This window comes from Bradyrhizobium sp. Ec3.3 (assembly GCF_000472925.1).
Classification (GTDB): domain Bacteria; phylum Pseudomonadota; class Alphaproteobacteria; order Rhizobiales; family Xanthobacteraceae; genus Bradyrhizobium.
The window spans coordinates 106810-130431 of record NZ_KI421479.1; the positions used below are offsets into that span (position 1 = coordinate 106810).

General features: G+C 63.1%; 22 protein-coding genes. 16 read left to right on the top strand and 6 right to left on the bottom strand.

All coding sequences use genetic code 11. The annotated features are described in order from the left end of the window. Nucleotides 1–32: 32 nt before the first annotated feature. Together YUU_RS0147825 and YUU_RS0147830 are read left to right on the top strand one after the other, a co-directional pair. Complete coding sequence (locus YUU_RS0147825; protein WP_027528460.1) at nt 33–1724, top strand: benzoate-CoA ligase family protein; 1692 nt, start codon at nt 33–35, stop codon at nt 1722–1724. Nucleotides 1725–1739: 15 nt separating this feature from the next. Continuing rightward, complete coding sequence (locus YUU_RS0147830) at nt 1740–2195, top strand: RidA family protein (protein ID WP_027528461.1); 456 nt, start codon at nt 1740–1742, stop codon at nt 2193–2195. 8 nt (nt 2196–2203) lie between these two features. Here the strand turns inward: YUU_RS0147830 and YUU_RS0147835 are convergent, their stop codons facing one another. Further along, nucleotides 2204–2932: a CBS domain-containing protein gene (locus YUU_RS0147835; protein ID WP_027528462.1), complete on the bottom strand. Its 729-nt coding sequence runs from the start codon at nt 2930–2932 to the stop codon at nt 2204–2206. A 218-nt stretch (nt 2933–3150) separates the two neighbouring features. On the opposite strand from YUU_RS0147835, the gene YUU_RS0147840 reads away from it, so the two are divergent. Further along, entirely contained in the window at nt 3151–3519 is a 369-nt protein-coding gene (locus YUU_RS0147840) for a hypothetical protein (RefSeq protein WP_027528463.1), read from the top strand. A 34-nt stretch (nt 3520–3553) separates the two neighbouring features. Continuing rightward, the gene (locus tag YUU_RS0147845; protein ID WP_027528464.1) at nt 3554–5407 is read left to right on the top strand and encodes an alpha/beta hydrolase; all 1854 of its coding nucleotides are present in this window, start codon (nt 3554–3556) and stop codon (nt 5405–5407) included. On the opposite strand, the gene YUU_RS0147850 is transcribed toward YUU_RS0147845, so the two are convergent. Genes YUU_RS0147850 through YUU_RS0147860 form a run of 3 tightly spaced genes read right to left on the bottom strand, consistent with a single transcriptional unit; the run spans nt 5404 to nt 8924 of the window. Next, on the bottom strand, nt 5404–6378 hold the full coding sequence (locus tag YUU_RS0147850) for a CHAD domain-containing protein (RefSeq protein ID WP_027528465.1): 975 nt from the start codon (nt 6376–6378) through the stop codon (nt 5404–5406). The genes YUU_RS0147845 and YUU_RS0147850 overlap by 4 nt on opposite strands. Nucleotides 6379–6386: 8 nt before the next feature. Then, nucleotides 6387–7928 carry a bifunctional aminoglycoside phosphotransferase/ATP-binding protein gene (locus YUU_RS0147855; protein ID WP_027528466.1) on the bottom strand — a complete coding sequence of 514 codons (1542 nt, stop codon included), beginning with the start codon at nt 7926–7928 and terminating at the stop codon, nt 6387–6389. A gap of 12 nt (nt 7929–7940) precedes the next feature. Next, nucleotides 7941–8924 carry a zinc-dependent alcohol dehydrogenase family protein gene (locus YUU_RS0147860; RefSeq protein WP_027528467.1) on the bottom strand — a complete coding sequence of 328 codons (984 nt, stop codon included), beginning with the start codon at nt 8922–8924 and terminating at the stop codon, nt 7941–7943. Between the two features lie 167 nt (nt 8925–9091). Here YUU_RS0147860 and YUU_RS0147865 point away from each other — a divergent pair, with 167 nt between their 5' ends. The 5 genes from YUU_RS0147865 (at nt 9092) to YUU_RS0147885 (ending at nt 16075) form a co-directional block, all read left to right on the top strand. Further along, a complete protein-coding gene (locus YUU_RS0147865) occupies nt 9092–9934 on the top strand; it encodes a universal stress protein (protein WP_027528468.1) in 843 nt (280 codons plus the stop codon). Between the two features lie 165 nt (nt 9935–10099). Continuing rightward, complete coding sequence (locus YUU_RS0147870; RefSeq protein ID WP_027528469.1) at nt 10100–12793, top strand: bifunctional acetate--CoA ligase family protein/GNAT family N-acetyltransferase; 2694 nt, start codon at nt 10100–10102, stop codon at nt 12791–12793. Between the two features lie 256 nt (nt 12794–13049). Beyond that, entirely contained in the window at nt 13050–14186 is a 1137-nt protein-coding gene (locus tag YUU_RS0147875) for an ABC transporter permease (RefSeq protein ID WP_027528470.1), read from the top strand. A gap of 2 nt (nt 14187–14188) precedes the next feature. Further along, nucleotides 14189–14968: an ABC transporter ATP-binding protein gene (locus YUU_RS0147880; protein WP_027528471.1), complete on the top strand. Its 780-nt coding sequence runs from the start codon at nt 14189–14191 to the stop codon at nt 14966–14968. A 3-nt stretch (nt 14969–14971) separates the two neighbouring features. After that, a complete protein-coding gene (locus tag YUU_RS0147885; RefSeq protein WP_027528472.1) occupies nt 14972–16075 on the top strand; it encodes an MlaD family protein in 1104 nt (367 codons plus the stop codon). Nucleotides 16076–16081: 6 nt separating this feature from the next. Here YUU_RS0147885 and YUU_RS0147890 read toward each other — a convergent pair whose 3' ends face one another. Continuing rightward, nucleotides 16082–16399: a cytochrome c gene (locus tag YUU_RS0147890; protein WP_027528473.1), complete on the bottom strand. Its 318-nt coding sequence runs from the start codon at nt 16397–16399 to the stop codon at nt 16082–16084. A 158-nt stretch (nt 16400–16557) separates the two neighbouring features. On the opposite strand from YUU_RS0147890, the gene YUU_RS0147895 reads away from it, so the two are divergent. The 3 genes from YUU_RS0147895 to YUU_RS0147905 all read left to right on the top strand — a co-directional run bounded on the left by YUU_RS0147895 (nt 16558) and on the right by YUU_RS0147905 (nt 18529). Continuing rightward, nucleotides 16558–17271 carry a Crp/Fnr family transcriptional regulator gene (locus tag YUU_RS0147895; protein ID WP_027528474.1) on the top strand — a complete coding sequence of 238 codons (714 nt, stop codon included), beginning with the start codon at nt 16558–16560 and terminating at the stop codon, nt 17269–17271. A 106-nt stretch (nt 17272–17377) separates the two neighbouring features. Continuing rightward, on the top strand, nt 17378–17512 hold the full coding sequence (locus YUU_RS62560; RefSeq protein ID WP_256375347.1) for a hypothetical protein: 135 nt from the start codon (nt 17378–17380) through the stop codon (nt 17510–17512). A gap of 288 nt (nt 17513–17800) precedes the next feature. Continuing rightward, nucleotides 17801–18529, top strand: a complete 729-nt coding sequence (locus YUU_RS0147905) for a Crp/Fnr family transcriptional regulator (protein ID WP_027528475.1) — start codon at nt 17801–17803, stop codon at nt 18527–18529. Nucleotides 18530–18541: 12 nt separating this feature from the next. On the opposite strand, the gene YUU_RS0147910 is transcribed toward YUU_RS0147905, so the two are convergent. Continuing rightward, nucleotides 18542–19318, bottom strand: coding sequence for a cyclase family protein (locus YUU_RS0147910; RefSeq protein WP_027528476.1), 777 nt, complete (start codon nt 19316–19318; stop codon nt 18542–18544). Nucleotides 19319–19848: 530 nt separating this feature from the next. On the opposite strand from YUU_RS0147910, the gene YUU_RS0147915 reads away from it, so the two are divergent. The 4 genes from YUU_RS0147915 to YUU_RS0147930 all read left to right on the top strand — a co-directional run bounded on the left by YUU_RS0147915 (nt 19849) and on the right by YUU_RS0147930 (nt 23607). After that, entirely contained in the window at nt 19849–20820 is a 972-nt protein-coding gene (locus tag YUU_RS0147915) for a TRAP transporter substrate-binding protein (protein WP_027528477.1), read from the top strand. Between the two features lie 66 nt (nt 20821–20886). Continuing rightward, on the top strand, nt 20887–21438 hold the full coding sequence (locus tag YUU_RS0147920; RefSeq protein ID WP_027528478.1) for a TRAP transporter small permease: 552 nt from the start codon (nt 20887–20889) through the stop codon (nt 21436–21438). Next, nucleotides 21429–22721: a TRAP transporter large permease gene (locus YUU_RS0147925; protein ID WP_027528479.1), complete on the top strand. Its 1293-nt coding sequence runs from the start codon at nt 21429–21431 to the stop codon at nt 22719–22721. The genes YUU_RS0147920 and YUU_RS0147925 overlap by 10 nt, the downstream gene beginning before the upstream one ends. A gap of 79 nt (nt 22722–22800) precedes the next feature. Continuing rightward, nucleotides 22801–23607: an SDR family NAD(P)-dependent oxidoreductase gene (locus YUU_RS0147930; protein WP_027528480.1), complete on the top strand. Its 807-nt coding sequence runs from the start codon at nt 22801–22803 to the stop codon at nt 23605–23607. Nucleotides 23608–23622: the final 15 nt, after the last annotated feature.

Here is a 23622-nt window from a genome sequence, read left to right on the forward strand (position 1 = left end):
CCGGGTGCTCTCCAAGCTGAAAGGAGCGTGCGATGGCTAACGCCGCCAAGGTGCAACTTCCGGGCTCATATGCCGGCAGGGCTGGAACGGCTCACGCCGACACCTTTGCCTTGCAACATCTGCCGCCCCGCGATCTATGGCCCGAGTTCATCTTCACGCGGCCGGAGCTGCAATATCCGCCGCGATTGAACTGCGTCAGTTACTTCCTTGATCGCTGGGTCGAAGAGGGGCATGGCGATGCGCCATGCTCGATCAGTCCTTCCGTCAGCTACAGCTATCGCGAGCTGCAACGGCTCGTGAACCGCATTGCCAATGTGCTGGTTGGCAAGCTTGGCCTGGTGACCGGCGGACGTGTCCTGCTCCGCTCGGCGAACAATCCAATGATGGTCGCCACATATCTTGCGGTCATCAAGGCCGGCGGCATCGTGGTTGCGACCATGCCCTTGTTGCGTGCCAAGGAGCTTCTGTATCCAATTCAGAAAGCCGAGATCACGCTGGCGCTGTGCGACGGCAAGCTATCCGACGAAATGGAGAAGGCGAAAGCGGCAGCGCCGGGGTTGAAGCACGTCGTCTACTGGGGCACAGGCGCTGCGGACTCGCTGGAAGCGCTGACCGCAGACGCAAGCCCCGAGTTCGAGGCGGTCGACACGGCGTCCGACGATGTTTGCCTGATCGCCTTCACGTCGGGTACGACCGGCGACCCCAAGGGCACGATGCATTTCCATAGGGATATGCTGGCAGTCTGTGACGGCTATGCACGCAACATCCTGCGGGCGAAGCAGGACGATCGTTTCATCGGATCGGCGCCGCTCGCCTTTACCTTTGGCTTCGGCGGCGTGTTGTTCCCGATGCATATCGGCGCGTCCTTCGTCGTTCTGGAGAAGACCACGCCGGACGATTTTCTTGCGGCCATCGAGCGCTACAAGACCACCGTCTGCTTCACGGCGCCGACTGCGTACCGCGCGATGCTCGGCAAGATCGCAGGCCGCGACATCTCGTCCTTGCGCAAATGCGTGTCCGCTGGTGAGACCTTGCCCAAGCCGACATTCGACGCCTGGCTGAACGCAACGGGCATCAAACTGATGGACGGCATCGGCTCGACCGAATTGCTGCACATCTTCATCAGCGCGACGGAAGAGGAGATTCGCCCTGGCGCCACCGGCAAGCCGGTGCCGGGCTACGAGGCGAAGATCGTCGATGATGACGGCAACGACGTGCCATCAGGCACGATGGGGCGCCTCGCGGTCCGCGGGCCGACCGGATGCCGCTACCTTGCCGACGAGCGGCAGCGCAAATATGTCCACAATGGCTGGAACATCACCGGCGACACCTATGTGATGGATGCCGACGGGTACTTTTGGTACCAGTCGCGCTCCGACGACATGATCGTTTCGGCCGGCTACAACATCGCCGGTACCGACGTCGAGGCTGCTCTTCTGACGCATCCGGCGGTCGCCGAATGCGGCGTCGTAGGGGCCCCCGATGAGGCGCGCGGCATGATCGTGAAGGCGTATGTGATCCTCGCCCCCGGCGTCGTGCCGGACACGCGGCTTGCGACCGATCTGCAGGAGCACGTCAAGCGCGAGATCGCGCCTTACAAGTATCCGCGCGCGATCGAGTTCGTGACGCAGTTGCCGAAGACCGAGACCGGCAAGTTGAAGCGCTTTGCCTTGCGGCAGATGGCGCTGGCGGCGGCTTCGTCGCCTGGCGTCGACACCAAATAAGAGAGGAATGGACGATTGTCTGCAACGACGCCGAAGAGCCCGCAGCTCGCAACGCTGCCGATCAGGGAAGATGCACCTCCGACCCGGATCCTGCAGCCCTCCGGATGGCCGATGCCGAAGGGCTATGCCAACGGCGTGGCCGCGGAAGGACGCATCGTCGTCACCGGCGGCGTGATCGGCTGGGACGCGGAAGAGCGCCTTGCGGATGGCTTTGTCGCGCAGGTTCGTCAGACGTTGAGCAACATCGCGGCGATTCTTGCGGAAGGTGGCGCGCGGCCCGAGCACCTCGTGCGTCTCACCTGGTATGTCGTTGATATGGACGAGTACCTGGCCAACCTGAAGGCGCTTGGCCAGATTTACCGGGAGATTCTTGGCGCGCACTATCCGGCAATGGCGCTGGTGCAGGTCGTCAGGCTGGTGGAGAAGGCGGCGCGCGTCGAAATCGAAGCCACCGCCGTGATCCCGCGCTGATGCACCGATCAGCTCGCCTTGGCGAGATCGTCGTCCTCCGGTGAGTTCAGATAGACGCCGGAGATCGTGTCGACCCAGCACAGATGGTCGTGCACTTTCTTCACGCCATCGATGTTCTCGGTCAGGACGATTGCCGCCCGGCGTGCGCTCTCGTCCGTGATGACGCCGCTCAAGTGTACGATGCCGTCGCTGACGATGACGTTCAGTCCGAACGGGCACCAGTCGTTCTTTTCCATCGCGTCAATGATGCGGCTGCGAATGTGATCGTCGTCCGCCGTGGGATCGGGCACCTGGCGGGCAAGGCTAGCGACAGCCTGGAGCAGGTTGGCGCGAGAGACGAGACCGACGACCTTGTCGCCGCGTACCACGGGCAGGCGCTTGATGTTGTTCTGCTCCAAGATGTCGACGATCTCGGCAAGTGCCGTATCCTCGGTGATGGTCACCGGTGACGTCGTCATCACTTCGGAAACCTTGCGGCCGTGTTCCTGAACGAAATCGCTGGCCGATTGGCCGGGGCCAAGGATGAATTTCAGCCAGCGGCCGCGCTTGCGCTGGGTTCCGATCTCGCTGCGCCGGATGAAGTCGCCCTCCGACACGACGCCGACCAGCTTGCCGGTTTCGTCGACCACCGGAAGACCGCTGACATGGCGTTTCAGCATGATGTTCGCGGCTTCGACGATGGTGGTGTCGGGCGTGACCGAGATGACCGACCGGGTCATGATCTGGTGGGCGCGCATGGCATAACTCCGCATGTCCTGGCAGAATTCTTGGCCTGTTCTTGGCAAGAATCCTTGGCAAGAATTCGATGTCGCGAGCCTAGTGCAGGCGGAACTTGGCGGTTTGACGCAGGTCAATGGGTCAGGGGGCGCGGCCGCGCTTGATGCAGCTCAAGGTGCGCAAGGCCCATGGTCATATTCTGGAACCTGGAAGTCCCAGAGCGAGCCAGGAGGTCACCTTGAGCGAACTCGCCAAACTGCAAGATTTTGCGCCCGAGAAGCTGGTGTCGGATCCCGCCCGGCGGGTCGCGGAGGCAAACCAGCGCACGTTCGATCTCATGTTCAGCGCGCAACGGCTGTTCCTCGACGAGATTGTCTTCGTCGCCAACGAGCTCCTGGACCGCACGCAGACCGAGACGCATTTGTTCGCAGAGTTCATCTCAAAGCTCGCGGGCTCGCACTCTGTCAAGGACTGGAGAACGCTCAGCGCCGAATGCGGTCAGCATCAGATCGATTTCATCCGGCGCGACTGCGATCGGATTTTCAAGCACGGCGACAGAGTGATCGCGACCACCACCGGCCTCCTCAATGTTGCGTCTCGCGATTGAGCCCGAAGCCGGAAATACGGACGAAATGCGAGCCATGAGCGCCAGAAAGACCTCTCTGCTCCGGCGGGCCGAGGAGCCCGCTCCAGTGGCCGATCTGATTGCCGACGTGCCAGCAGGCACTGAGGCCACAAGCCCCGAAAAAAAGCCCGAAGCGGTGGCCGCTGGCCCAATCCCGTCGGCGGACTCCTATCCGGTTGACCGAGCCTTGCATGCGATGCTGGCGCGGCTGACCGGCGGCATCTCGCCCATCGCCCTGTCGCTCGCCTATCTCGATTGGGCCTCGCACCTTGTGGCCGCGCCGCAGCGACAGATGGAGATTGCGAAGGATGCTGTTCGAGATGCGGGCCGGCTGCTCCAGGCCGCAGCACATGCGCCAAAACCCGATCAGGACCCGTGGTCCGTAATCAAACCGCAGGCTCAGGATCGTCGCTTCGCCAGGCCCGAATGGGAAAGCCCGCCATTCAACCTGCTGGCTCAGGCGTTTCTGCTGAGCGAGCAGTGGTGGCACAAGGCGACGACCGGCGTTCGAGGTGTGGCACCCGCCAACGAGGCCGTCGTGGAGTTCTCCGTGCGCCAGTTTCTCGACATGCTGGCGCCGTCGAACTTCGTCGCGACCAATCCTGAAGTGCTGCAAAGGGCCTTTCGGAGTGGCGGCCAGAATTTCGTGTTTGGCTGGCAGAATTGGTGGAGCGACTTTCTGCGGATGCGTTCCGCCAACAAGTTGGCCGGTGATGGCCAGTTCGCTGTCGGCAAGACGGTGGCGGCCTCGGCGGGAAAGGTGGTCTACCGCAACGAATTGATGGAGTTGATCCAGTATCACCCGACCACCGAGAAGGTCCGGCCCGAACCGGTGCTGATCGTTCCGGCCTGGATCATGAAGTACTATATCCTCGATCTGTCGCCACAGAATTCACTGGTGAAGTATCTCACCGGCGAGGGCTTTACCGTGTTCGCGATCTCGTGGCGCAATCCAGGCGCCGGCGACCGCGACGTTGCCTTCGACGATTATCGGAAGCTGGGTGTGAAGGCAGCGCTTGATGCGATCGCGTGCATTCAGCCGCGCCGGAAGGTCCATGCTCTCGGCTACTGCCTTGGGGGAACCCTGCTGTCGATCACCGCCGCCGCGATGGCGCGCGACGGTGACAATCGCTTGAAGTCCATCACATTGCTGGCCGCGCAAACGGATTTTACCGAAGCGGGCGAGCTGACGCTGTTCACCAACGAGAGCCAGGTCGCATTCCTCGAGGACATGATGTGGGAGCGCGGCTATCTCGACACCACGCAGATGGCCGGCGCCTTTCAGCTTCTGCGCTCGAACGATCTGATCTGGTCGCGGCTGTCCCACGACTATCTGCTGGGCGAGCGCGCGCCGCCGAGCGATCTGATGGCCTGGAATGCAGATGCCACGCGTCTGCCATATCGGATGCATTCGGAATATCTGCGTCAGCTGTTCCTCGACAACGATCTGGCGGAGGGACGCTATCACGTCGACGGGCGCAACATCGCATTGTCGGATATTCACGCGCCGATGTTCGTGGTCGGCACGCTGAGGGATCACGTGGCGCCCTGGCGATCGGTCTACAAGATTCACTATCAGGTCGATGCCGACGTGACCTTCCTCTTGGCCAGCGGCGGCCACAACGCCGGCATCGTTGCGCCGCCTGGCGAGCCCGGGCACAGCTATCAGGTGATGACCAAGGCGGCAGACGCGCCCTATGTCGGGCGTGACGAATGGGTCGAAATCGCGCCGCGTGTCGAGGGGTCGTGGTGGCCGGAATGGACCAGATGGCTCCTCGCGCGGTCCGGCGACCTCTGCGAACCGCCTCGTATAGGGCTCGGCAATGTCGACCATCTGCCGGATGCGCCTGGCGACTACGTCCTGACCTAGTCGGCAGGCTCCGTGCCGAGCGTCAATCCGGAGGCTCGAAAAGGCTTCGCCTTGTCGAGTTTCCTATAGGCGGTCGCCGCCGTCTGCAGCAGTTTCTTCTCGCGCTTGCGACCGAGGAAGTGGAGGCTGACGGCCGACCCCTCACCATTGAGCGCCCTGGCAAGCGCACGGCCTCTTGCGTCGTCGTTGAGCTGCCCAAGGCTGCGTTGTGCCCGGCGCAACTGTTTGAGAATGGCCTTCTGCTTCTCAAGCGACTCATCGACGAACAGGTCTTCGAGGGACTCGATCGCGTAGGTCAGTCGCTTGTTGCGAAGCCGCAAGCGATGCCGCTTCTTCACGCCGAGCTCGTCGAGCTTGCGCGACTTCTTCAGAAGGATCCTTTCCCACGCCGCCAGCTGCTGCGCGGCGTGTTCGGCGAGCGAAGCCCGGCGCAATCTGATGGCCTCCTTGGTTCGTCTGGTTGACCAGGGCCCGCTCTCGATCCAGCCGGATGTCTGCTCGATGAGGCGGCGACAGCGGGCCGATTGCAGCGCTCGCGCCAGAATACGATGGCTTTCGGCCCGTTTCTCCTGCCACAACTGAAGCTGGGCAATCAGGGCGAGTTCTTCGCCGCTGGCAGCGACAATTCGCTCGATCGCGACATCGAGATCGCGCACCATGCCGAGTTGCCTGTGCAGCCATTTCAGCTCGGTCCAGACGACCGGCCGCACGGTGTCGTCGACCATGGGAGAAAAGAAAGGGATGGCGGTGCGAAGATGCGTGAGCGCGATGCGAATCTGATGCAGGGCGTCGGGATCGCCGCTGCATGTTCCCTCGTGCTGGGCCATGACCGCATTGAGGTGACGACGGGCTACGATTCGAAATGCGGTATCGCAGGCCATTCCGGCACTGAGGCGGGCCGGCGAGGTGCTCCGTGCCGATGCCGGCTTGACGCGGGCGGGGGCCTCCGGTGTCGTGGTGCGTCGCGCCATCGTCCTGCTTACCTGTCCCCCGCCATCCCCGTCCGGCAACGGTCGCGCGTCTGCTCTGGTGTTCCTGAGGCGTCGATGATCCTCCAGTCCAGGTCGCCGATATTATAGCGCTCCTGAAGCTCGGCAACCTCTCGCGTTGCGTCTGATGCGTCGTCCCGCCGGCTGCCGATACGCGCCTGGCGCGTTGCCAGGTCCGCAACCAGGAAGAACCCACTCAGAGGGACGTTGCACGCCCGCGCCAATGCAGCCACCTCGCTCCGCTCGGACTGCTGCGCAAAGACCGCATCGACGATGACCGAATGCCCCTGTGCCAGAACGCGCCGCGCGCGCTCGGCCAGGGCATCATAGACCCGCGCGGTGACGTCGGGATGATAGGCAGATTGCGGCAGCCGGTCTGTTTCCTGGACCCCGAACAGCTGTTTTCGCACGACGTCGCTGCGCAGCACGACGGCACCCGGCTGTGGCAGGACGAGGGGAGCGAGCATGCGCGCGAGCAGCGATTTTCCAGTCCCCGAAAGGCCACCGACCGCGATCAAGCGGGGAGCCGGGGGACTGATCAGCGCCTGGGCCAGGCGAAAGTAGCGACGCGCATCTTCGATGATCCCGGTCTGATCGGCGTGAGGCCGTGCCAGCTTCGCGAGCAGCACCTGGGCGCGGATCGCTGCGCGGATGGACATGAATAGAGGAAGCGCGCCAAGCGCGTCGGCGTTTTCGGCTTCCGTCGTGACGAGGTAGCGATTGAAGACCATATTTGCTGCCGACTGCTGCTCATAGTGCAGCAGGTCCATCAGCGTGAAACCAAGGTCATAGAGAACGTCGATCGAAGCCATCTCCGGATCGAACTCGATCGCGTCGAACAGCGTTGGCTGATTGTCCATCAGCACGATGTTTCCCAGATGCAGATCGCCGTGGCAGCGTCGCACGAAGCCCCGGCGTCCACGATCCTCGAGTAGCTCACGAACGCGCACGAATGCGTCGTGTGAAGCCCGTGCCAATTCGTCGATCTCGGTCGTCGAGACATGGCCGCCGCGCCGCAGACCCTCACTATTTCCGTCGATCAGCGCCGGGATCTTTCCGATCCAGCGAGGTGCCTCGACGCGCGCTGCGATCGCGTGCGAGGCTGCGATCGCATCGGCGATGCCTGTCGCGAGATGCGGATCCAGTGGGCCGGCTTGTGCGAGATGATCCAGCGTCCGGTTTTCGTCGAAGCGGATCATCTCCACGGCGAACTCGATTGCCGGACCTTCTCCTTCAATCCTTAGCGAGCCGTCACGCTCCTCCGTGATCGCGACCACGCGCCGGTAGATCTGCGGCGCCAGCGGTTGGTTGATTCTGATTTCCTCCTCGCAGGCTGCCTTTCTCTTCTCCAGCGTCGAATAGTCGAGGAAGGGAAAGCGGACCGCTCGCTTGATCTTCAGTGCGCGGTTGCCGTCGAGAAAAACCGAGGCCGCATGCGTATCGATCCGCGTGACGCCCGGATGCGTCCTCGGATCGGTTAGGAATGCGAAGATCCGCTCTTGGGTCGAAGTGTCTGGGTGTGAGGGCGTCATGTGCTGATATCGTCAAGGCCGCAGCACGGCCGCTCCCAGGATCTGCCCGCCCCGCAGTCTGTCCAGAACCTCGTTGGCCTCGTTCAACGCAAAGACGGTCGTCTCGGTCCGGACGCCGGCCTGCGGCGCAATTTTCAGAAAATCCAATCCATCCTGGCGCGTCAGGTTGGCGACTGAAAGCAGCTGCCGTTCCTCCCAGAGCAGGTTGTAGGGGAAGCTCGGAATGTCGCTCATGTGAATGCCGGCGCAAACCACGCGGCCGCCTTTGCGGACCGCACGCAAGGCGGCCGGCACGAGCTCGCCGGCAGGTGCGTAGATGACGGCAGCATCGAGTGGGGCATCAGGCAGCTCGTCCGATGCCCCAGCCCAGACGGCGCCGAGCTTGCGCGCAAAATCCTGTGCCGCAATGTCGCCGCGGCGCGTAAAGCCGTAGACAGAGCGCCCCTGCCAAACTGCGACCTGGGCGACGATGTGGCCAGCGGCTCCGAAGCCATAGATCCCGAGCCTTTTCGCGTGTCCTGCCATCACAAGCGAGCGCCAGCCGATCAGGCCCGCGCATAGCAGCGGCGCGATCGCGACATCGTCGCCATCCTCGCCAAGCGGAAATGCGTAGCGTGCATCGGCAATGGCATGCGTCGCGTAGCCACCGTCGCGCGTGCAGCCCGTGAACAACGGATGATCGCAGAGATTTTCCATGCCTTCGCGGCAGAACCGGCAGGTGCCGCAGGTGTAGCCGAGCCAGGGGATGCCGACGCGATCCCCTAGCCGATGCGTGGTCACGACGGGCCCGATGAGATCGATGCGGCCGACGATCTCATGACCGGGGACAATCGGATAACGGATGTCAGGCAGCTCGCCGTCAACCACATGAAGGTCCGTACGGCAGACGCCGCAGGCACTGACCTTCACCCGGATCTGGCCGTCGCCGGGGATCGGATCGGCCCGTTCATCCATCCGCAGCCGCGCTCGTGGGCCGGGCAGCACCATCGCACGCATCAGTCTCTCCCGAACCCATCGCAGAGATCATAGCGATCCTAGCGTGTGAACACGGCAAGTCCTTGACGCCCATCAAGTCGTCGGCTTGCCGGACCGCCCTTGGCCTTGACGAGGATCAAGGGGCGGGCGGGGAGGCGGTATATCTTGACCGACAGAGGAGAATTCCGATGCCCATCAAGGACGTCTTTCTGCCGCTTGTTGGTGAACCGAGTAAGCCGGCACTGGCCGCGATCGAGACATGCGTGGCGGCAGCCGCCAATCTCGGTGCGAAGATCACTGCGTTCGCCGTGGAGGAGGATATTCTCGTCCGGCCGAAGGTGGTGATCTCGTCGGACCTGGACAATGCAGCGGAGGCTCATGCCGTGCGCAGTGTGACGGGAGTCCAGGACCTGCTGAATGCATTCAGGACTGCGGCATCCCGCTTGAACGTTCGGGCCGACGGCCAGTTGCACAAATTGGAGGCGGAGACGATTGCGTCGGCGGTGGCGGAGCGCGCGCGTTACAGCGATCTCACGCTGGTCCCGGTCAAGGGGAACGACAGCCGTTCGGAACGCCTGATCGAGCAGTTGATTTTCGAATCCGGGCGGCCTCTTTGGCTATGTCCCGAAGCGCATGCCGACAAGCTGCGGGTTGAATTCGAGAACATCATGATCGCGTGGGACCGTTCCGCGCCCGCGGCGCGAGCCGTCGGCGATGCCCTGCCGATCCTCCAGGCGGCTACCTCGGTTCGGATCATCACGGTGACGGATGACGCGACCGACGACGTCAGGAAATCCGGGGCGGGCCTCGTCGACCATCTCAGGGAGCACGGAGTCACTGCGTCCTTTGAAACCGTCAGGATCGACGGCAGCTCGATCGGCAAGGTGCTCGGAAGCTGGGCACGTGAGCACGCCATCGATGCGATCGTCATGGGGGCCTACCACCATTCCCGCCTGAACGAGATCGTCTGGGGCGGCGTGACCAAGACCGTCATCGGCGAGCCACCCTGTTGGGTTATGATGTCGCACTGAGCATGATCCGGAGAAGTGAAACGGTTTTCCGAAAAGATCATACTCAAGCAACAACCTAAGGCGCGATGACGTTTCATACCAATCTCATCGCGCTTTAGGTGCTTCAGCCATCCGTCATGGCCGGGTTCCAAGCACGTGGCCTGGCGCCGAGTGAATGATTGCGACATGTCGACCTATCGTCTGAGGAATTTGCTGTCGCCCCGATCGGTGGCGCTCGTCGGAGCCAGCCCGCGCCACGTGTCGGTGGGTCGTGCGGTTCTGGAAAACATCCGCAAGGCGCGCTTTGCGGGCGAACTGGGGCTGGTGAACTCGCGCTATGCCGAGATCGCCGGCGTTCCCGCCGTGGACAGTCTCGACAAGCTGCCATTCGTGCCGGAGCTGGTTGCAATTACCGCGCCGGCGAGCGAGGTTCCCGGCATCATCGAGCAGGCCGGTCGCCGCGGCTCGGCGGGCGCGCTGATCGTGACCGCGGGCCTCGGGCATAGGCCGGGATCCCTTGAAGAGGCGGCGCTCCTCGCGGCCCAAAGGTACGGCATGCGGCTGATCGGTCCCAATTGCCTGGGGATCATGATGCCCGGCGTGAGCCTGAACGCGAGCTTCTCCGCGCATATGCCCGGTGCAGGAAGCCTGGCGCTGATTTCGCAGTCGGGCGCGATCGCCGCCGGCATGGTGGATTGGGCAGCGCAGCGCGGCGTCGGCTTCTCCGGGATCGTCTCGATCGGCGACCAGCTCGACGTGGATATCGCCGATCTCCTCGACTACTTCGCGCTCGACCACAAGACGCGCGCGATCCTGCTCTATATCGAGGCCATCAAGGACGCGCGGAAATTCATGTCGGCGGCGCGCGCCGCGGCGCGGGTGAAGCCGGTGGTCGTCGTGAAGTCCGGCCGCATGGCGCAAGGCGCGCGCGCGGCCGCGACGCATACCGGTGCGCTTGCCGGCGCAGATGCCGTTTACGACGCGGCGTTCCGCCGTGCCGGCATCCTGCGCGTGTCCGATTTGCGCGAGCTGTTCGACTGTGCGGAGACGCTCGGGCGCGTCGAATCGCCGAGCGGAAAGCGGCTCGCTATTCTCACCAATGGCGGCGGTATCGGCGTTCTCGCGGTCGATCGCCTCGTCGAACTCGGCGGCATTCCCGCGCCCATGACGCCGGAGACGCGACAGAATCTCGACGCGGTGCTGCCGCCGACCTGGTCGGGTGCAAATCCCGTCGATATCGTCGGCGATGCCGATGCCGCGCGCTATGCGGCAGCGCTCGAGGTGCTGCTCGCCGATCCCGGCAACGACGCCGTGCTGGTTCTCAACGTCCAGACCGCGATCGCGTCCGCTTCCGAAATCGCGACCACGGTCACCGAGCTCCTCAAGAAATACCGCGAGCAGCATCGCAGCTGGGCCAAGCCGGTACTCGCTGCCTGGGTCGGGGCTGACCAGACGATCGTCGAGACGCTCTCAAGCGCCGGCATTCCCAACTACCCGACGGAGGACGATGCGGTGCGCGGCTTCATGCACCTGGTGCGACATCGCGAGCTGGTCGAGGAGCTCACGCAGGTGCCGCCGGCGATGCCCGACACGTTTGCGCCCGACGTTGAGGCTGCCAGAGAGATCGTGAGGGCCGCCATCGCCGACGGTCGCAAATGGCTCGAGCCGGTCGAGATCAAGCGGCTGCTCGGGGCCTACGATATCACCATGGTGCCGACCTATGCGGCCGCCGACGTCGAGCAGGCGGTTGCCTATGCCAAGGAGATGTTCGCACAAGGCGCGACCGTCGTGCTCAAGATCCTGTCACGCGACATCGTGCACAAGTCCGACGTCGGCGGCGTCGTCCTCAATCTGACCACGCCCGACGCCGTGCGTGCGGCCGCCGCGGACATTCTGGCCCGGGCGAGGAAGCTGCGGCCCGAGGCGCGTATTTCAGGCGTCATCGTGCAAGCCATGGTCGTGAAGGCGAAGGCGCGCGAGATCATCCTCGGACTTGCCGACGATCCGACCTTCGGCACCGTCGTCGTCTTCGGGCGGGGCGGTACCGCGGTCGAGATCATCAATGACAAGGCGTTGGCGCTGCCGCCGCTCGATCTGCAGCTCGCTCGAGATCTGATCGAGCTCACCCGCGTCTCGCGCCTGCTGCGCGCCTATCGCGACGTGCCGGCGGTCAAGCAGGACGCGGTCGCCATGGTGCTGGTCAAGCTCGCGCAGATGTCCGCTGACATTCCCGAGATCCGCGAACTGGACATCAATCCGCTGCTTGCGGATGAAACCGGGGTGACGGCGGTCGATGCGCGCATCGCCGTCGGGGCGCCGCAGCGAAAGTTCGCGGGCTCAGGGCCCGGCAATTTTGCCGTCCGCGCCTATCCGTCGCAATGGGAGCGCCACCTCGAGCTCAAGGAGGGCTGGCGCATCTTCGTGCGGCCGATGCGTCCCGAGGACGAGCCGACCATTCACGAATTCCTACGGCATGTGACGCCGCACGACCTCCGCCTGCGCTTCTTCGCGCCAATGAAGGAGTTCACCCATCAGTTCATCGCGCGTCTGACCCAGCTCGACTATGCCCGCGCCATGGCCTTCATCGCCTTCGACGAGGCGACGGGCGACATGGTCGGCGTGGTCCGCATCCATTCGGACTCGATCTATGAGAACGGAGAGTACGCTATCCTGCTGCGGTCCGACCTGAAGGGCAGGGGACTCGGATGGGTCCTGATGCAGCTGATTATCGAATATGCGAGGACGGAAGGACTGAAGGTCATATCGGGCGATGTGCTGCAGGAGAACATCGTGATGCTCGACATGTGCCGACAGCTCGGCTTCGAAGTGAAGCCGGACCCGGTCGAGCCTGATATCTGCGACGTACGGCTGAAACTCTAGTGCGGCGTCTCTGACGTCTGGTTCACTGGATGTCATTCCGGAGCGCGACGAAGTCGCGAGCTATGATGCGCAATTGCGCATCTGAGAATCCAGTCACCCACGTCTTCTGCGGCCCGATGGATTTCCGGGCTCCCTCGCTCCGCTCGGGCTCCGGAATGACAGAATGGTCTGTTTGAGGCAGGTCAAGCGCGCTGCCATGCGCCGGCCTAGAAACGCATGCTAGCTTGGGACCGGTCGTCCCGAGGAGGATGTGATCTTGAACGCTGAACCCCTGTTGGCGGCGATGCCGTCCGGCGATGTGCTCGAGCTGCGGCCGGCCGGGCCGTGGACCGCAGCCAATGTCATCAAGCTCGAATCGCTGTCGCAATCGGTGAAGGCCGACGTCGATCGGTCGAAGGCCGTGAAGCTGGACATGAGCGAGGTTAGCGAGCTCGACACGCTCGGTGCGTGGCTGCTGGAGAAGCTGTCCCGCCGGAGCCCGTCGACGGGCAGCGCCGCCGAGATCGTCGGCGTTGCCGACAATTACAGCGGCCTCATGGATGAGGTTCGTCAGGTCAATCGCCACAATCCGGCGCCCGCGCCGATACCCAACCCGGCTTTGCTGCGGTTGAACGATCTCGGCAGGGCGACGGTTGGTGCGCGGGAAGACATCGCGATCTTTCTGCAAATGCTGGGCGCGCTGTTCATGGCGTTGATCGGCGTCGTGCGGCGGCCGCGATCGTTGCGGCTGACCTCGCTGGTCTACCAGCTCTACCGCATCGGCTGGCAGGCGATCCCGATCATCATGCTGATCACCTTCCTGATCGGCGCGATCATCGCGCAGCAGGGCTTTTTTCATTTCCGCAGGTTCGGCGCCGAGTCATATACCGTCGACATGGTCGGCATTCTGGTGCTGCGCGAGCTAGGCGTCCTGATCGTCGCCATCATGGTCGCCGGGCGCTCGGGCAGCGCCTATACCGCCGAGCTCGGCTCGATGAAGATGCGCGAGGAGATCGATGCGCTCTCGACCATGGGGCTCGATCCGGTCGACGTGCTGATCCTTCCGCGCGTGATGGCGCTCGTCATCGCGCTGCCGATCCTGGCCTTCATCGGATCGATTGCCGCGCTCTATGGCGGCGGCCTCGTCGCGCAGTTCTACGGTGACATGGGGCCGGCGATCTATCTTGCGCGGTTGCATGAGGCGATCTCGATCACCCATTTCGAGGTCGGCATCCTCAAGGCGCCATTCATGGCGCTGGTGATCGGCATTGTTGCCTGCAGCGAGGGATTGCGGGTGAAGGGCAGCGCCGAGTCGCTGGGCAAGCAGACGACGACCTCAGTTGTGAAGTCGATCTTCCTCGTCATCGTGCTCGACGGCCTGTTTGCGATCTTCTTTGCCTCGATCGGAATGTGACGATGGCTGATGCTTCTCAGGAGTTCGCGATTCGCGTCCGCGATCTCGTGGTCGGATTCGGCCGCCAGATCGTGCTCGATCATCTCTCGCTCGATGTCCGCCGCGGCGAGATCCTCGGGCTGGTTGGCGCATCCGGCGGCGGCAAGTCGGTGCTCATGCGCACCATCATCGGCCTGATCCCACGCCGGAGCGGTGATATCGACGTGATGGGGCAGCCGATCGGCGCCACGCACGACCGCAGCACCCAGAGCGTCGCGAACCAATGGGGCATCTTGTTTCAGCAGGGTGCGCTGTTCTCGTCGCTGACGGTGCGGCAGAACATCCAGTTTCCGCTCCGCGAAAATCTCGTCCTGTCGCAGGAATTGATGGACGAGATCGCGACCGCAAAGCTCGAGATGGTTGGGTTGCGGCCACAGGACGGCGACAAATATCCGGCAGAACTATCCGGCGGCATGACCAAACGCGTGGCGCTGGCGCGCGCTCTGGCACTCGACCCGCCGATCCTGTTCCTGGACGAGCCGACCTCCGGCCTCGACCCGATCGCGGCCGGCGATTTCGATGCCTTGATCAAGACGCTCCAGAAGACGTTGGGGCTCACCGTATTCATGGTCACCCATGATCTCGCCAGTCTTACGACCGTCTGCGACCGTGTCGCGGCGCTCGCAGACGGAAAGATCGCGGCCATCGGGCCGATGCGCGAGCTGCTTCAATCCGAGCATCCCTGGGTGCGAGCCTATTTCCATGGCAAGCGCTCCCAGATGCTGCAACCCCAAATGAGATGAGACATGGAAACCCGCGCTCCCTACGTCCTGATCGGCGCCTTCGTGATGGCTGCGATTCTCGCGGTCTTCGGCTTCATCTACTGGCTGAACAACACCGGCGGCATCGGGCCGCGCACGAGCTACCACGTGCAGTTCCAGGGACCGGTACCGGGCCTTCTGGTCGGCGCCGGCGTGCTGTTCAACGGCATCCGCGTCGGCGAGGTCACCGCGCTCGCGCTGACGCCGGACAATCCGCGCTTCGTCAATGCGACGATCTCGGTTGCCTCCGTCACGCCGGTACGCGCCGACACCAAGGTCGGGCTCGATTTCCAGGGTCTGACTGGCGTTCCGGTGGTGGCGCTGGAAGGCGGCATGATCGTCGCAAAGCCGGGCGAGATGCCGGTGCTGATCGCCGATGCCGGTGCCGGACAGAGCATGACCCAGGCGGCGCGCGATGCTCTGCGCCGGGTGGATTCGGTGCTGGAAGAGAACTCTGGTCCGCTCAAGGATACGATCGCCAATTTCAAGACCTTCTCGGAAGGGCTTGCGCGCAACACCGGCAAGCTCGACGGCATTGTCGCGGGATTGGAGAAGATGACAGGCGGTGGTGCTCCCGCCCAGAAGATCACCTATGATCTCCGCGCCCCGCAAGATATCGGTGCTGTGGGCAAGATGCTTTCGGAGCAGCTTGCGATTCCCGAGCCGACCGCGGTCGCGATGTTGCAGACACAGCGGATGCTGTTCTCGCCGACCGGTGACTATCCCGGCTTTGCCGAGTTCCTCTGGGCCGACAGCATTCCCAAGCTTCTGCAGGCGAGGCTCATTGACAGTTTCGAGAATTACGACATCGCGCACGCCCCGTTGCGGACGAGCGACATCGGTCAGGCGGACCATCAACTCCTGATCGACATCAGGCGCTTCCGGATTGCGACGGACGGTGACCCGGTTGCCGAGATCGGCCTTTCGGCGAGGATCGTCGACAAGAACGGCAAGGTGATCGCCTCGCGCCTGCTGGAGGCGAGCGAGAAGCTCGACAAGATCGAGCCGGCTGCCGCGGTCGAGGCCTTCAACGCCGCGTTTGCGCGGATCGCCAAGGAGCTGATCGGCTGGACCGTGCAGTCGGTCTAGCAGCCGCTATTCCAGCGTCTTCAGATAAGACAGGAGATCGTGGATCTGGTCGGGATCGAGCTCGAAGGCGGGCATGTCGGCGTGGCCGGTGTAGATGCCCTCCGCGAGCGCTTCTCCGAGCGTCTCGATCGGGTAGCGTTGATGCAACGTCCTGAATGGCGGGGCAATCTTCAGCGGGCTTTCCGACCTGCGGTCGATGGCATGGCAGCGCGCGCAATTGGCGCGCGCGTAGGCCTCGCCGCGTTGCTCGGGCTTGGAGGCGGCGAGGGCTGGCGTCGCCAAAAGAAGCGCGATCAGGATCTGACGAAGCGCGAATTGCAGCATGGAAGGATTGGTCTCGAAGGGCGCGGCACAGAGAATACGAAGGCGACGCCCGGCAAAATTGATCTGGGTCAACTGCGTTTGTGACAAGGCAGTAAAATGCCGATGCGCGGCAGACCCGGCTTAGTGCCGAAGAGAGCGGCGCTTGGCTGGAGCGATGGATGAGGTCTTCCCTGGTTGCAATCGAACCCAACGGGCACTTCTGCAAGGAGTGTTCGATACGCGAGTTCAGCGTCTGCGCTTCGCTCGATGCGGCTGAACTCAGGGAGTTCGAGCATCTGGGACGCCGCGTGCATTTTACCGCCGGCGAGACGGTCTTCTCCGAAGAAGACATCACGACGTCCTTCTACAACCTTCTCGAAGGCGTGATGAGGCTTTACAAGCTGTTGCCGGATGGGCGGCGGCAAATCGTCGGTTTCGCGCTGCCGGGCGACTTCCTCGGAATGAATGTCTCCGGTCGCCACAACTTCTCTGCGGACGCGATCGGCCCCGTGACGGTCTGCCAGTTCGCCAAGGCCGCCTTCGGCCGTTTCATCGAGGAGAGGCCGCATCTCCTGCGCCGTATCAACGAACTCGCGGTGCGCGAATTGAGCCAGGCCCGCGACCACATGGTCCTGCTCGGACGCCGTTCGGCGGAGGAGAAGGTCGCGACCTTTTTCCTGACCTGGCGCGAGCGCCTGATGCCGCTCAACGGCCCGTCGAACACGGTGCCGTTGCCAATGAGCCGCCAGGACATCGCCGACTATCTCGGACTGACCATCGAAACGGTCAGCCGCACCTTCACCAAGCTCGAGCGCGTCGGCGTGATCGAGATCATTCATGGCGGTATCAGCCTGCTCGATCCGGCGCGCGCCGAGGCCCTGGCGGCAGCCTGAGAGACCTCTTTCCATGTTGATCGCTGATTTTTGATCGCGATCAACGACGGCGATCAGCCGCCGCGCATAATGCCCAGGTTGATGAGAGCTAAAGGGGAGAGGCACCGTGCCGACCGATGCGCTGTTGATGACCATTGCCGTTGTGACCGTCTTCGTTGCTTTCGCGGCGGTGTTGGCGTGGGCGGACCGCCAAACGAGGCCCAACCAGCTCAAGTCGAACGAAACAGCCCTCAAACATTGAAGCGGCTGGGGTCATAGCCGCATTGGCATGACTGGAATTGAGTCGGCCGAGCGTCCATCCCAGCCCTGCGGGGCGAAGACCGTGCATCGCCGCGGCATGGTTAATTCGCAACTCAGCATCGCGAATATCGCGCCGATGCAGCTTCTGGATGCAAATTTTGGACGGCGGGAGCGGTCCCTTTCCTGGCCCCCTGTCCAAAAGTGCATATATATGGTTTCCGGTTGAAAAGCCCGGCAACGTTGACTACGCAGGAACTCCAATACCTCGCAGTCTTAGGAGTCCGGCGGCGTGCCTCAGGACAAGACCAGCGATCCCCGGCAGTCGTCGGGCAACAAACTGTCGGTGCTGCGCAAGCATCCGATCTTCGCTGATCTGTCGCCGGAGGCGCTCGATCAGCTCTGCCGTTACGCCAAGCACACCACCGTCAAGCGCGGCGCGATGATTGCGGCGAAGGGCGATCCCGGCAACAATCTGTTCGCGGTCATCTCCGGAACGGTGAAGATTTCCTCTTCTTCGCCAGATGGCCGCAATGCCATTCTCAATTTGATCGGTCCTGGAGAAATTTTTGGCGAGATCGCGGTGCTCGATGGTGCGCCGCGGTCGGCGGACGCGACTGCCAACACCAATTGCGAGCTCTACATCATCGACCGTCGGGACTTCCTCCCCTTCGTGAAGGGCCAGCCGGAACTGGCGATGAAATTCATCGAGCTGCTCTGCGGCCGGCTGCGCTGGACCAGCCAGCAGGTCGAGCAGGTAATCCTGCAGAACCTGCCGGGACGGCTCGCCAGCGCGCTGCTTGGCCTGACCGAGGAGCGCAAGCTCGACTCCGGCAGCGGAACCCTCGCGATCACCCAGCAGGAGATCAGCGAGATGGTCGGCATGACCCGCGAGAGCATCAACAAGCAGTTGCGGGCCTGGGCCGCGCGGAGCTGGGTCCGCCTCGAGCATGGCGCCATCGTCGTGCTCGACATCGACGCGCTGCGCGAGCTCGCCGAAAGCGGTCTCGAAGGCGAGTGACAACGTTCGGTGTCAGCCGTCGATGATGGCGACGGCCCGCGTCCAGCCTGCCGAGGCGCGCTCGATCTTCACGGGGAAGCAGGAGACCGTGAAGCCCGTCGACGGCAGCTTCTCCAGATTGTGCAATTTCTCGAGATGGCAGTAGCCGATGTGACGCCCCGCCTTGTGGCCTTCCCAGATCAGCTTCGCATCCCCGGTCTCGGCGTATCTCTTCGCGGTATGGACGAACGGCGCGTCCCAGCTCCAGCCGTCGGTGCCGGTCAGGCGCACCCCGCGCTCGAGCAGATACATCGTGGCCTCATAGCCCATGCCGCTGCCTGAATTGACGTAGTCGGCGCACCCGAATTTCGCGCCGGCGCTGGTGTTGACGACGACGATCTCCAGCGGCGACAGCGTGTGCCCGATGCGCTCGAGCTCCTTCTCCACGTCGTACGCGGTCGCCACATAGCCGTCCGGCAGGTGGCGGAAGTCGAGCTTCACGCCGGGCTGCAGGCACCACTCCAGCGGCACCTCGTCGATGGTCCAGGCGCGCTCGCCGCGATTCATGGTGGGATGGAAGTGCCAGGGCGCATCGAGATGCGTGCCGTTGTGGGTCGATAGCGATACCTGCTCCACCGCCCATCCCTGACCATCAGGCAGATCCTCCGCCTTCAGCCCGTCGAAGAACTGCAGCATGCGCGGCAGGCCCTGCTGATGATCGATGTACTGGATCGTCGGATGGTTGCCGGGCGGGTCGGCCGGCACGTCATTCTGCAACGGCACAGAAATGTCGATCAGCTTCCGCGGCATGGCCGTTCCCTCAAGATGTCCCGTTCTGCTTCGGAGCATCTTGAAGGGACTGATCGATCGATGCAACTCCTGCATTGATCGATGCCGGATTTGGCTTGGACTCGGAAGGCTGCCCGTCCTAGGCACGACATTGGCGGACATCGCGCCGATGCAGCGCGTTCGCATAGGAATGGGACGACCGTCTCGTCCGAACCTCCAAGCCGCAACCAATAGCGGTCGAGCATAAAACGAGAGGAACATCCATGGATACGACGAGCATCGTTACCTCGCATCCGGCATTGGCCGATGGCGAGGCGCGATTGAAGGGAGGCCGGCACCTGCCACGCAGGTCCCCGCCGGAGAGGGCGCGATGACGGTTGCACTTTCCAGGGCAAGCGGAAACATTGGTTGGATTCCCTCGACTCCGTCGCTCAAATCCTACCAAAGTGGTGCGTTTGTGACGCTTGACTTCACCCCTGAAGGGGAGCGCCTTAAGGCGGCCCGCAGCACCTGCGCAACGACGACATAATCAATTGAGGAGGAAAGACCAGATGAAGACACTAGCCGGTATCATCGCCGCCGTTGCCCTGGCGGTCACAGCGCCCCTGGCGACCGCACGCGATTTCCGCTCTGCCGACGTACACCCCGCCGATTATCCGACTGTCGAGGCCGTCAAGTTCATGGGCAAGCAGCTCGCGACGGCGAGCGGCGGCAAGCTCGGCGTGAAGGTGTTTCCCAATGGAGCCCTGGGCTCCGAGAAGGACACCATCGAGCAGCTCAAGATCGGCGCACTCGACATGATGCGGATCAACGCATCGCCGTTGAACAACTTCGTGCCGGAAACCGTCGCGTTGTGCCTGCCCTTCGTCTTCCGGGACACGCAGCATATGCGTAACGTGCTCGACGGGCCGATCGGCGATGAGATCCTGGCGGCCATGGAGCCTGCAGGATTGATCGGCCTTGCCTATTACGACAGCGGCGCGCGGTCCATTTACACCGTCAAGGCACCGGTCAAGTCGCTCGCCGACCTCAAGGGCTTGAAGATACGCGTCCAGCAATCCGACCTTTGGGTCGGCATGATCCAGAGCCTCGGGGCCAACCCGACGCCGATGCCGTATGGCGAGGTCTATACTGCTCTCAAGACCGGCCTGGTGGACGCTGCCGAGAACAACTGGCCGTCTTATGAGTCGTCGCGCCATTTCGAGGCAGCCAAGTTCTACAACGTCACTGAGCACTCCCTGGCGCCCGAAGTTCTCGTGATGTCCAAGAAGGTCTGGGACACGCTGAGCAAGGAGGATCAGGCGATGATCCGCAAGGCGGCCAAGGAATCGGTGCCCGTCATGCGCAAGCTATGGGACGAGCGCGAGCAGGCGTCCCGCAAGACCGTCGAGGCGGCCGGCGTCCAGGTCGTTACGATCGCCAACAAGCAGGAATTCGTCGATGCGATGAAGCCGGTGTACACGAAGTTCGCCGGTGACGAAAAGCTGCAGAGCCTCGTCAAGCGTATCCAGGACACGAAGTAAGAACAGAGCGCCCGGGTTCCGGCGTCGCCGACCCGCGACGCCGGAGCCTCGCAGGGAGACGCGGGAATGACAGACCCACACGTCGCAAGCCACGAGCCGGAAGCCGCTGCGGCACGCCCGTCTACCGGCTTGCTGTCGCGGATCAATGCCACCGTCGCCCGCGTGGGCATGTATCTGTCCGTGAGCGGACTGCTCGTCATCGTCACCATCGTGTTCTACCAGGTGTTCGGACGTTACGTGCTCAATTCCAGCCCGACCTGGACGGAGAACCTCGCGCTGGTTCTGATCCTGTATGTCACGCTGATCGGCGCCGCCGTCGGCGTGCGCGATGCCGGACATATCGGCATGGACAGTCTGCTGGTGATGCTACCGGATCATTTGCGAGAGAAGATCGAACTGGTGATCCACGTTCTGGTGGCCTTGTTCGGCATTGCGATGGTCTACAACGGCTGGATACTCGGGGCGTCGGTCGGAACCGTGAAGATTCCCAATCTCGGCCTTCCTGAGGTCGTCCGCTACGTGCCGTTGATCGCCTCGGGCGTCCTGATCGTTTCCTTTTCAATCGAGCACATCATTGCTCTCCTGCGCGGCGAAGAGGTCGTCCCCTCATGGAATTGATCATTCTCGGCGCCACCTTCTTCGGCTTCCTCATCCTCGGCGTGCCGGTCGCCTTCGCGATCGGCCTCTCGGCGATTTGCACCATCCTTTACGAAGGCCTGCCGGTTGCCGTCATCTTCCAGCAGATGATGTCGGGGATGAACATCTTCTCCTTCCTCGCCATACCGTTCTTCGTCTTCAGCGGTGAACTGATGCTGCATGGCGGCGTCGCCGACAAGATCGTGCAGCTTGCCAAGAACCTCGTCGGGCACATCCGCGGCGGGCTCGGCATGTCGAACGTGGTCGCCTGCACGCTGTTCGGCGGCGTATCCGGTTCGCCCGTGGCCGACGTGTCGGCGATGGGAGCGGTGATGATCCCGATGATGAAAAAGGAAGGTTTCGACACCGACTACGCTGTCAACGTCACCACCCACGCTTCGCTGGTCGGAGCGTTGATGCCGACCAGCCACAACATGATCATCTATGCCCTGGCTGCCGGCGGCAAGGTATCGATCGGCGCGCTGATCGCCGCCGGCATCTTGCCGGCGCTCGTGCTGATGGCGTGCATGCTGGTTGCCGCCTACGCAGTCGCGGTGAAGCGAGGCTATCCGGCCGGCAAGTTTCCGGGCTGGGCCGAGGTTTTCCGCTCGTTCGCGGCCGCCCTGCCGGGTCTTCTGATCGTCGGCATCATCCTGGCCGGCATCCTGTCCGGCGTCTTCACGGCAACTGAATCCGCAGCCGTCGCAGTCACTTACACGATCCTGCTGACCTTCTTCATTTACCGTACCATGACCCTGCAGAACTTCCTGCGGGCCGCGGCCAAGGCGGTGAAGACGACGGGCGTGGTGCTGCTGCTGATCGGCGTCTCCACCATGTTCCAGTATCTGATGGGACTCTATGAAGTAGCCGACCTCGCCGGCGACATGATGAACAAGGTGTCCTCGGAACCCTGGATGATCTTTCTGCTCATCAATGTCATCCTGTTCTTGCTCGGCACCTTCATGGACATGGCGGCGACCATCCTGATCTGCACCCCGATCTTCCTGCCGATCGCGATGAAAGCGGGCATGGATCCGGTGCAGTTCGGCATGCTGATGCTGATCAACTGCGCCCTGGGGCTGAACACCCCGCCGGTTGGAACGACGCAATTCGTGGGCTGCGCCATCGGCGGCATCTCCGTGGGCGCGGTGATGCGCACCATCCTGCCGTTCTACGCAGCCCTGATCGCAGCGCTCATGTTCGTGACCTACGTCCCCGCCTTCTCGCTTTGGCTGCCGCGCCTGCTGATGGGGTACAAGGGATAGCAGCCGTGCGTACGCCGGCACTTGGCCGGCGTACGGGCCTTGCGATATTTTGCGTCGCAGCAACAGGGAGAATCTGTCTGTGACGGACTATCGCAAGCTCTTCGATCTCACCGGCAAGACCGCGGTCGTGCTCGGCGCCGCATCCGGCATCGGCAGATCGTCGGCCGAGGCGCTGGCCGGGCTCGGCGCCCGCGTCATCTGCGCCGATCGTGCGCTTGACGCAGCGGAAGCGACCGCCGCTGGCATTCGCGACAAGGGCGGCTGGGCCGAAGCGGCTGCGTGCGATGCTGCGAGCGCCGCGGATGTCAATGCGCTGGCCACGACCGTGATGCAGAAGTTCCCGCGGCTCGACATCGCTGTGACGACGCCGGGGCTGAACATCCGCAAGACCATTCTCGATTACACCGAGGAGGATCTCGACCGCGTCCTCAACCTGAACGTCAAGGGCACCGTCTGGTTCTTCCAGGCCTTCGGCCGCATCATGGTCGACCAGAAGGGCGGCAGCATCATCGCCTGTTCGTCGGTGCGCGCAGTCACCATCGAACCGGGCCTTGGCATCTACGGATCGACCAAGGCGGCGATCGGCCTCCTGGTGAAGGGTTTTGCCTCCGAGGTCGGCCATGCCGGCGTCCGTGTCAACGCGATTGCGCCGAGCATTGCCGAGACAGCGCTGACCGGTCCGTTCAAGCAGCGTCCCGACATCTATGATCTCTATGCCAGGCACACCGTCTTCAACCGCTGGAGCAGTGCCGACGAGGTCGCAACTGCGGTGGCCTATCTCGCCTCGGATGCCGCAAGCTATGTCAGTGGCAGCACGTTGTTCGTTGATGGTGGCTGGACGGCCGTGGACGGACCGCCGACCGGTCTCACGAAGCTCAGCAAATAGCACGCGTCGTCTAAA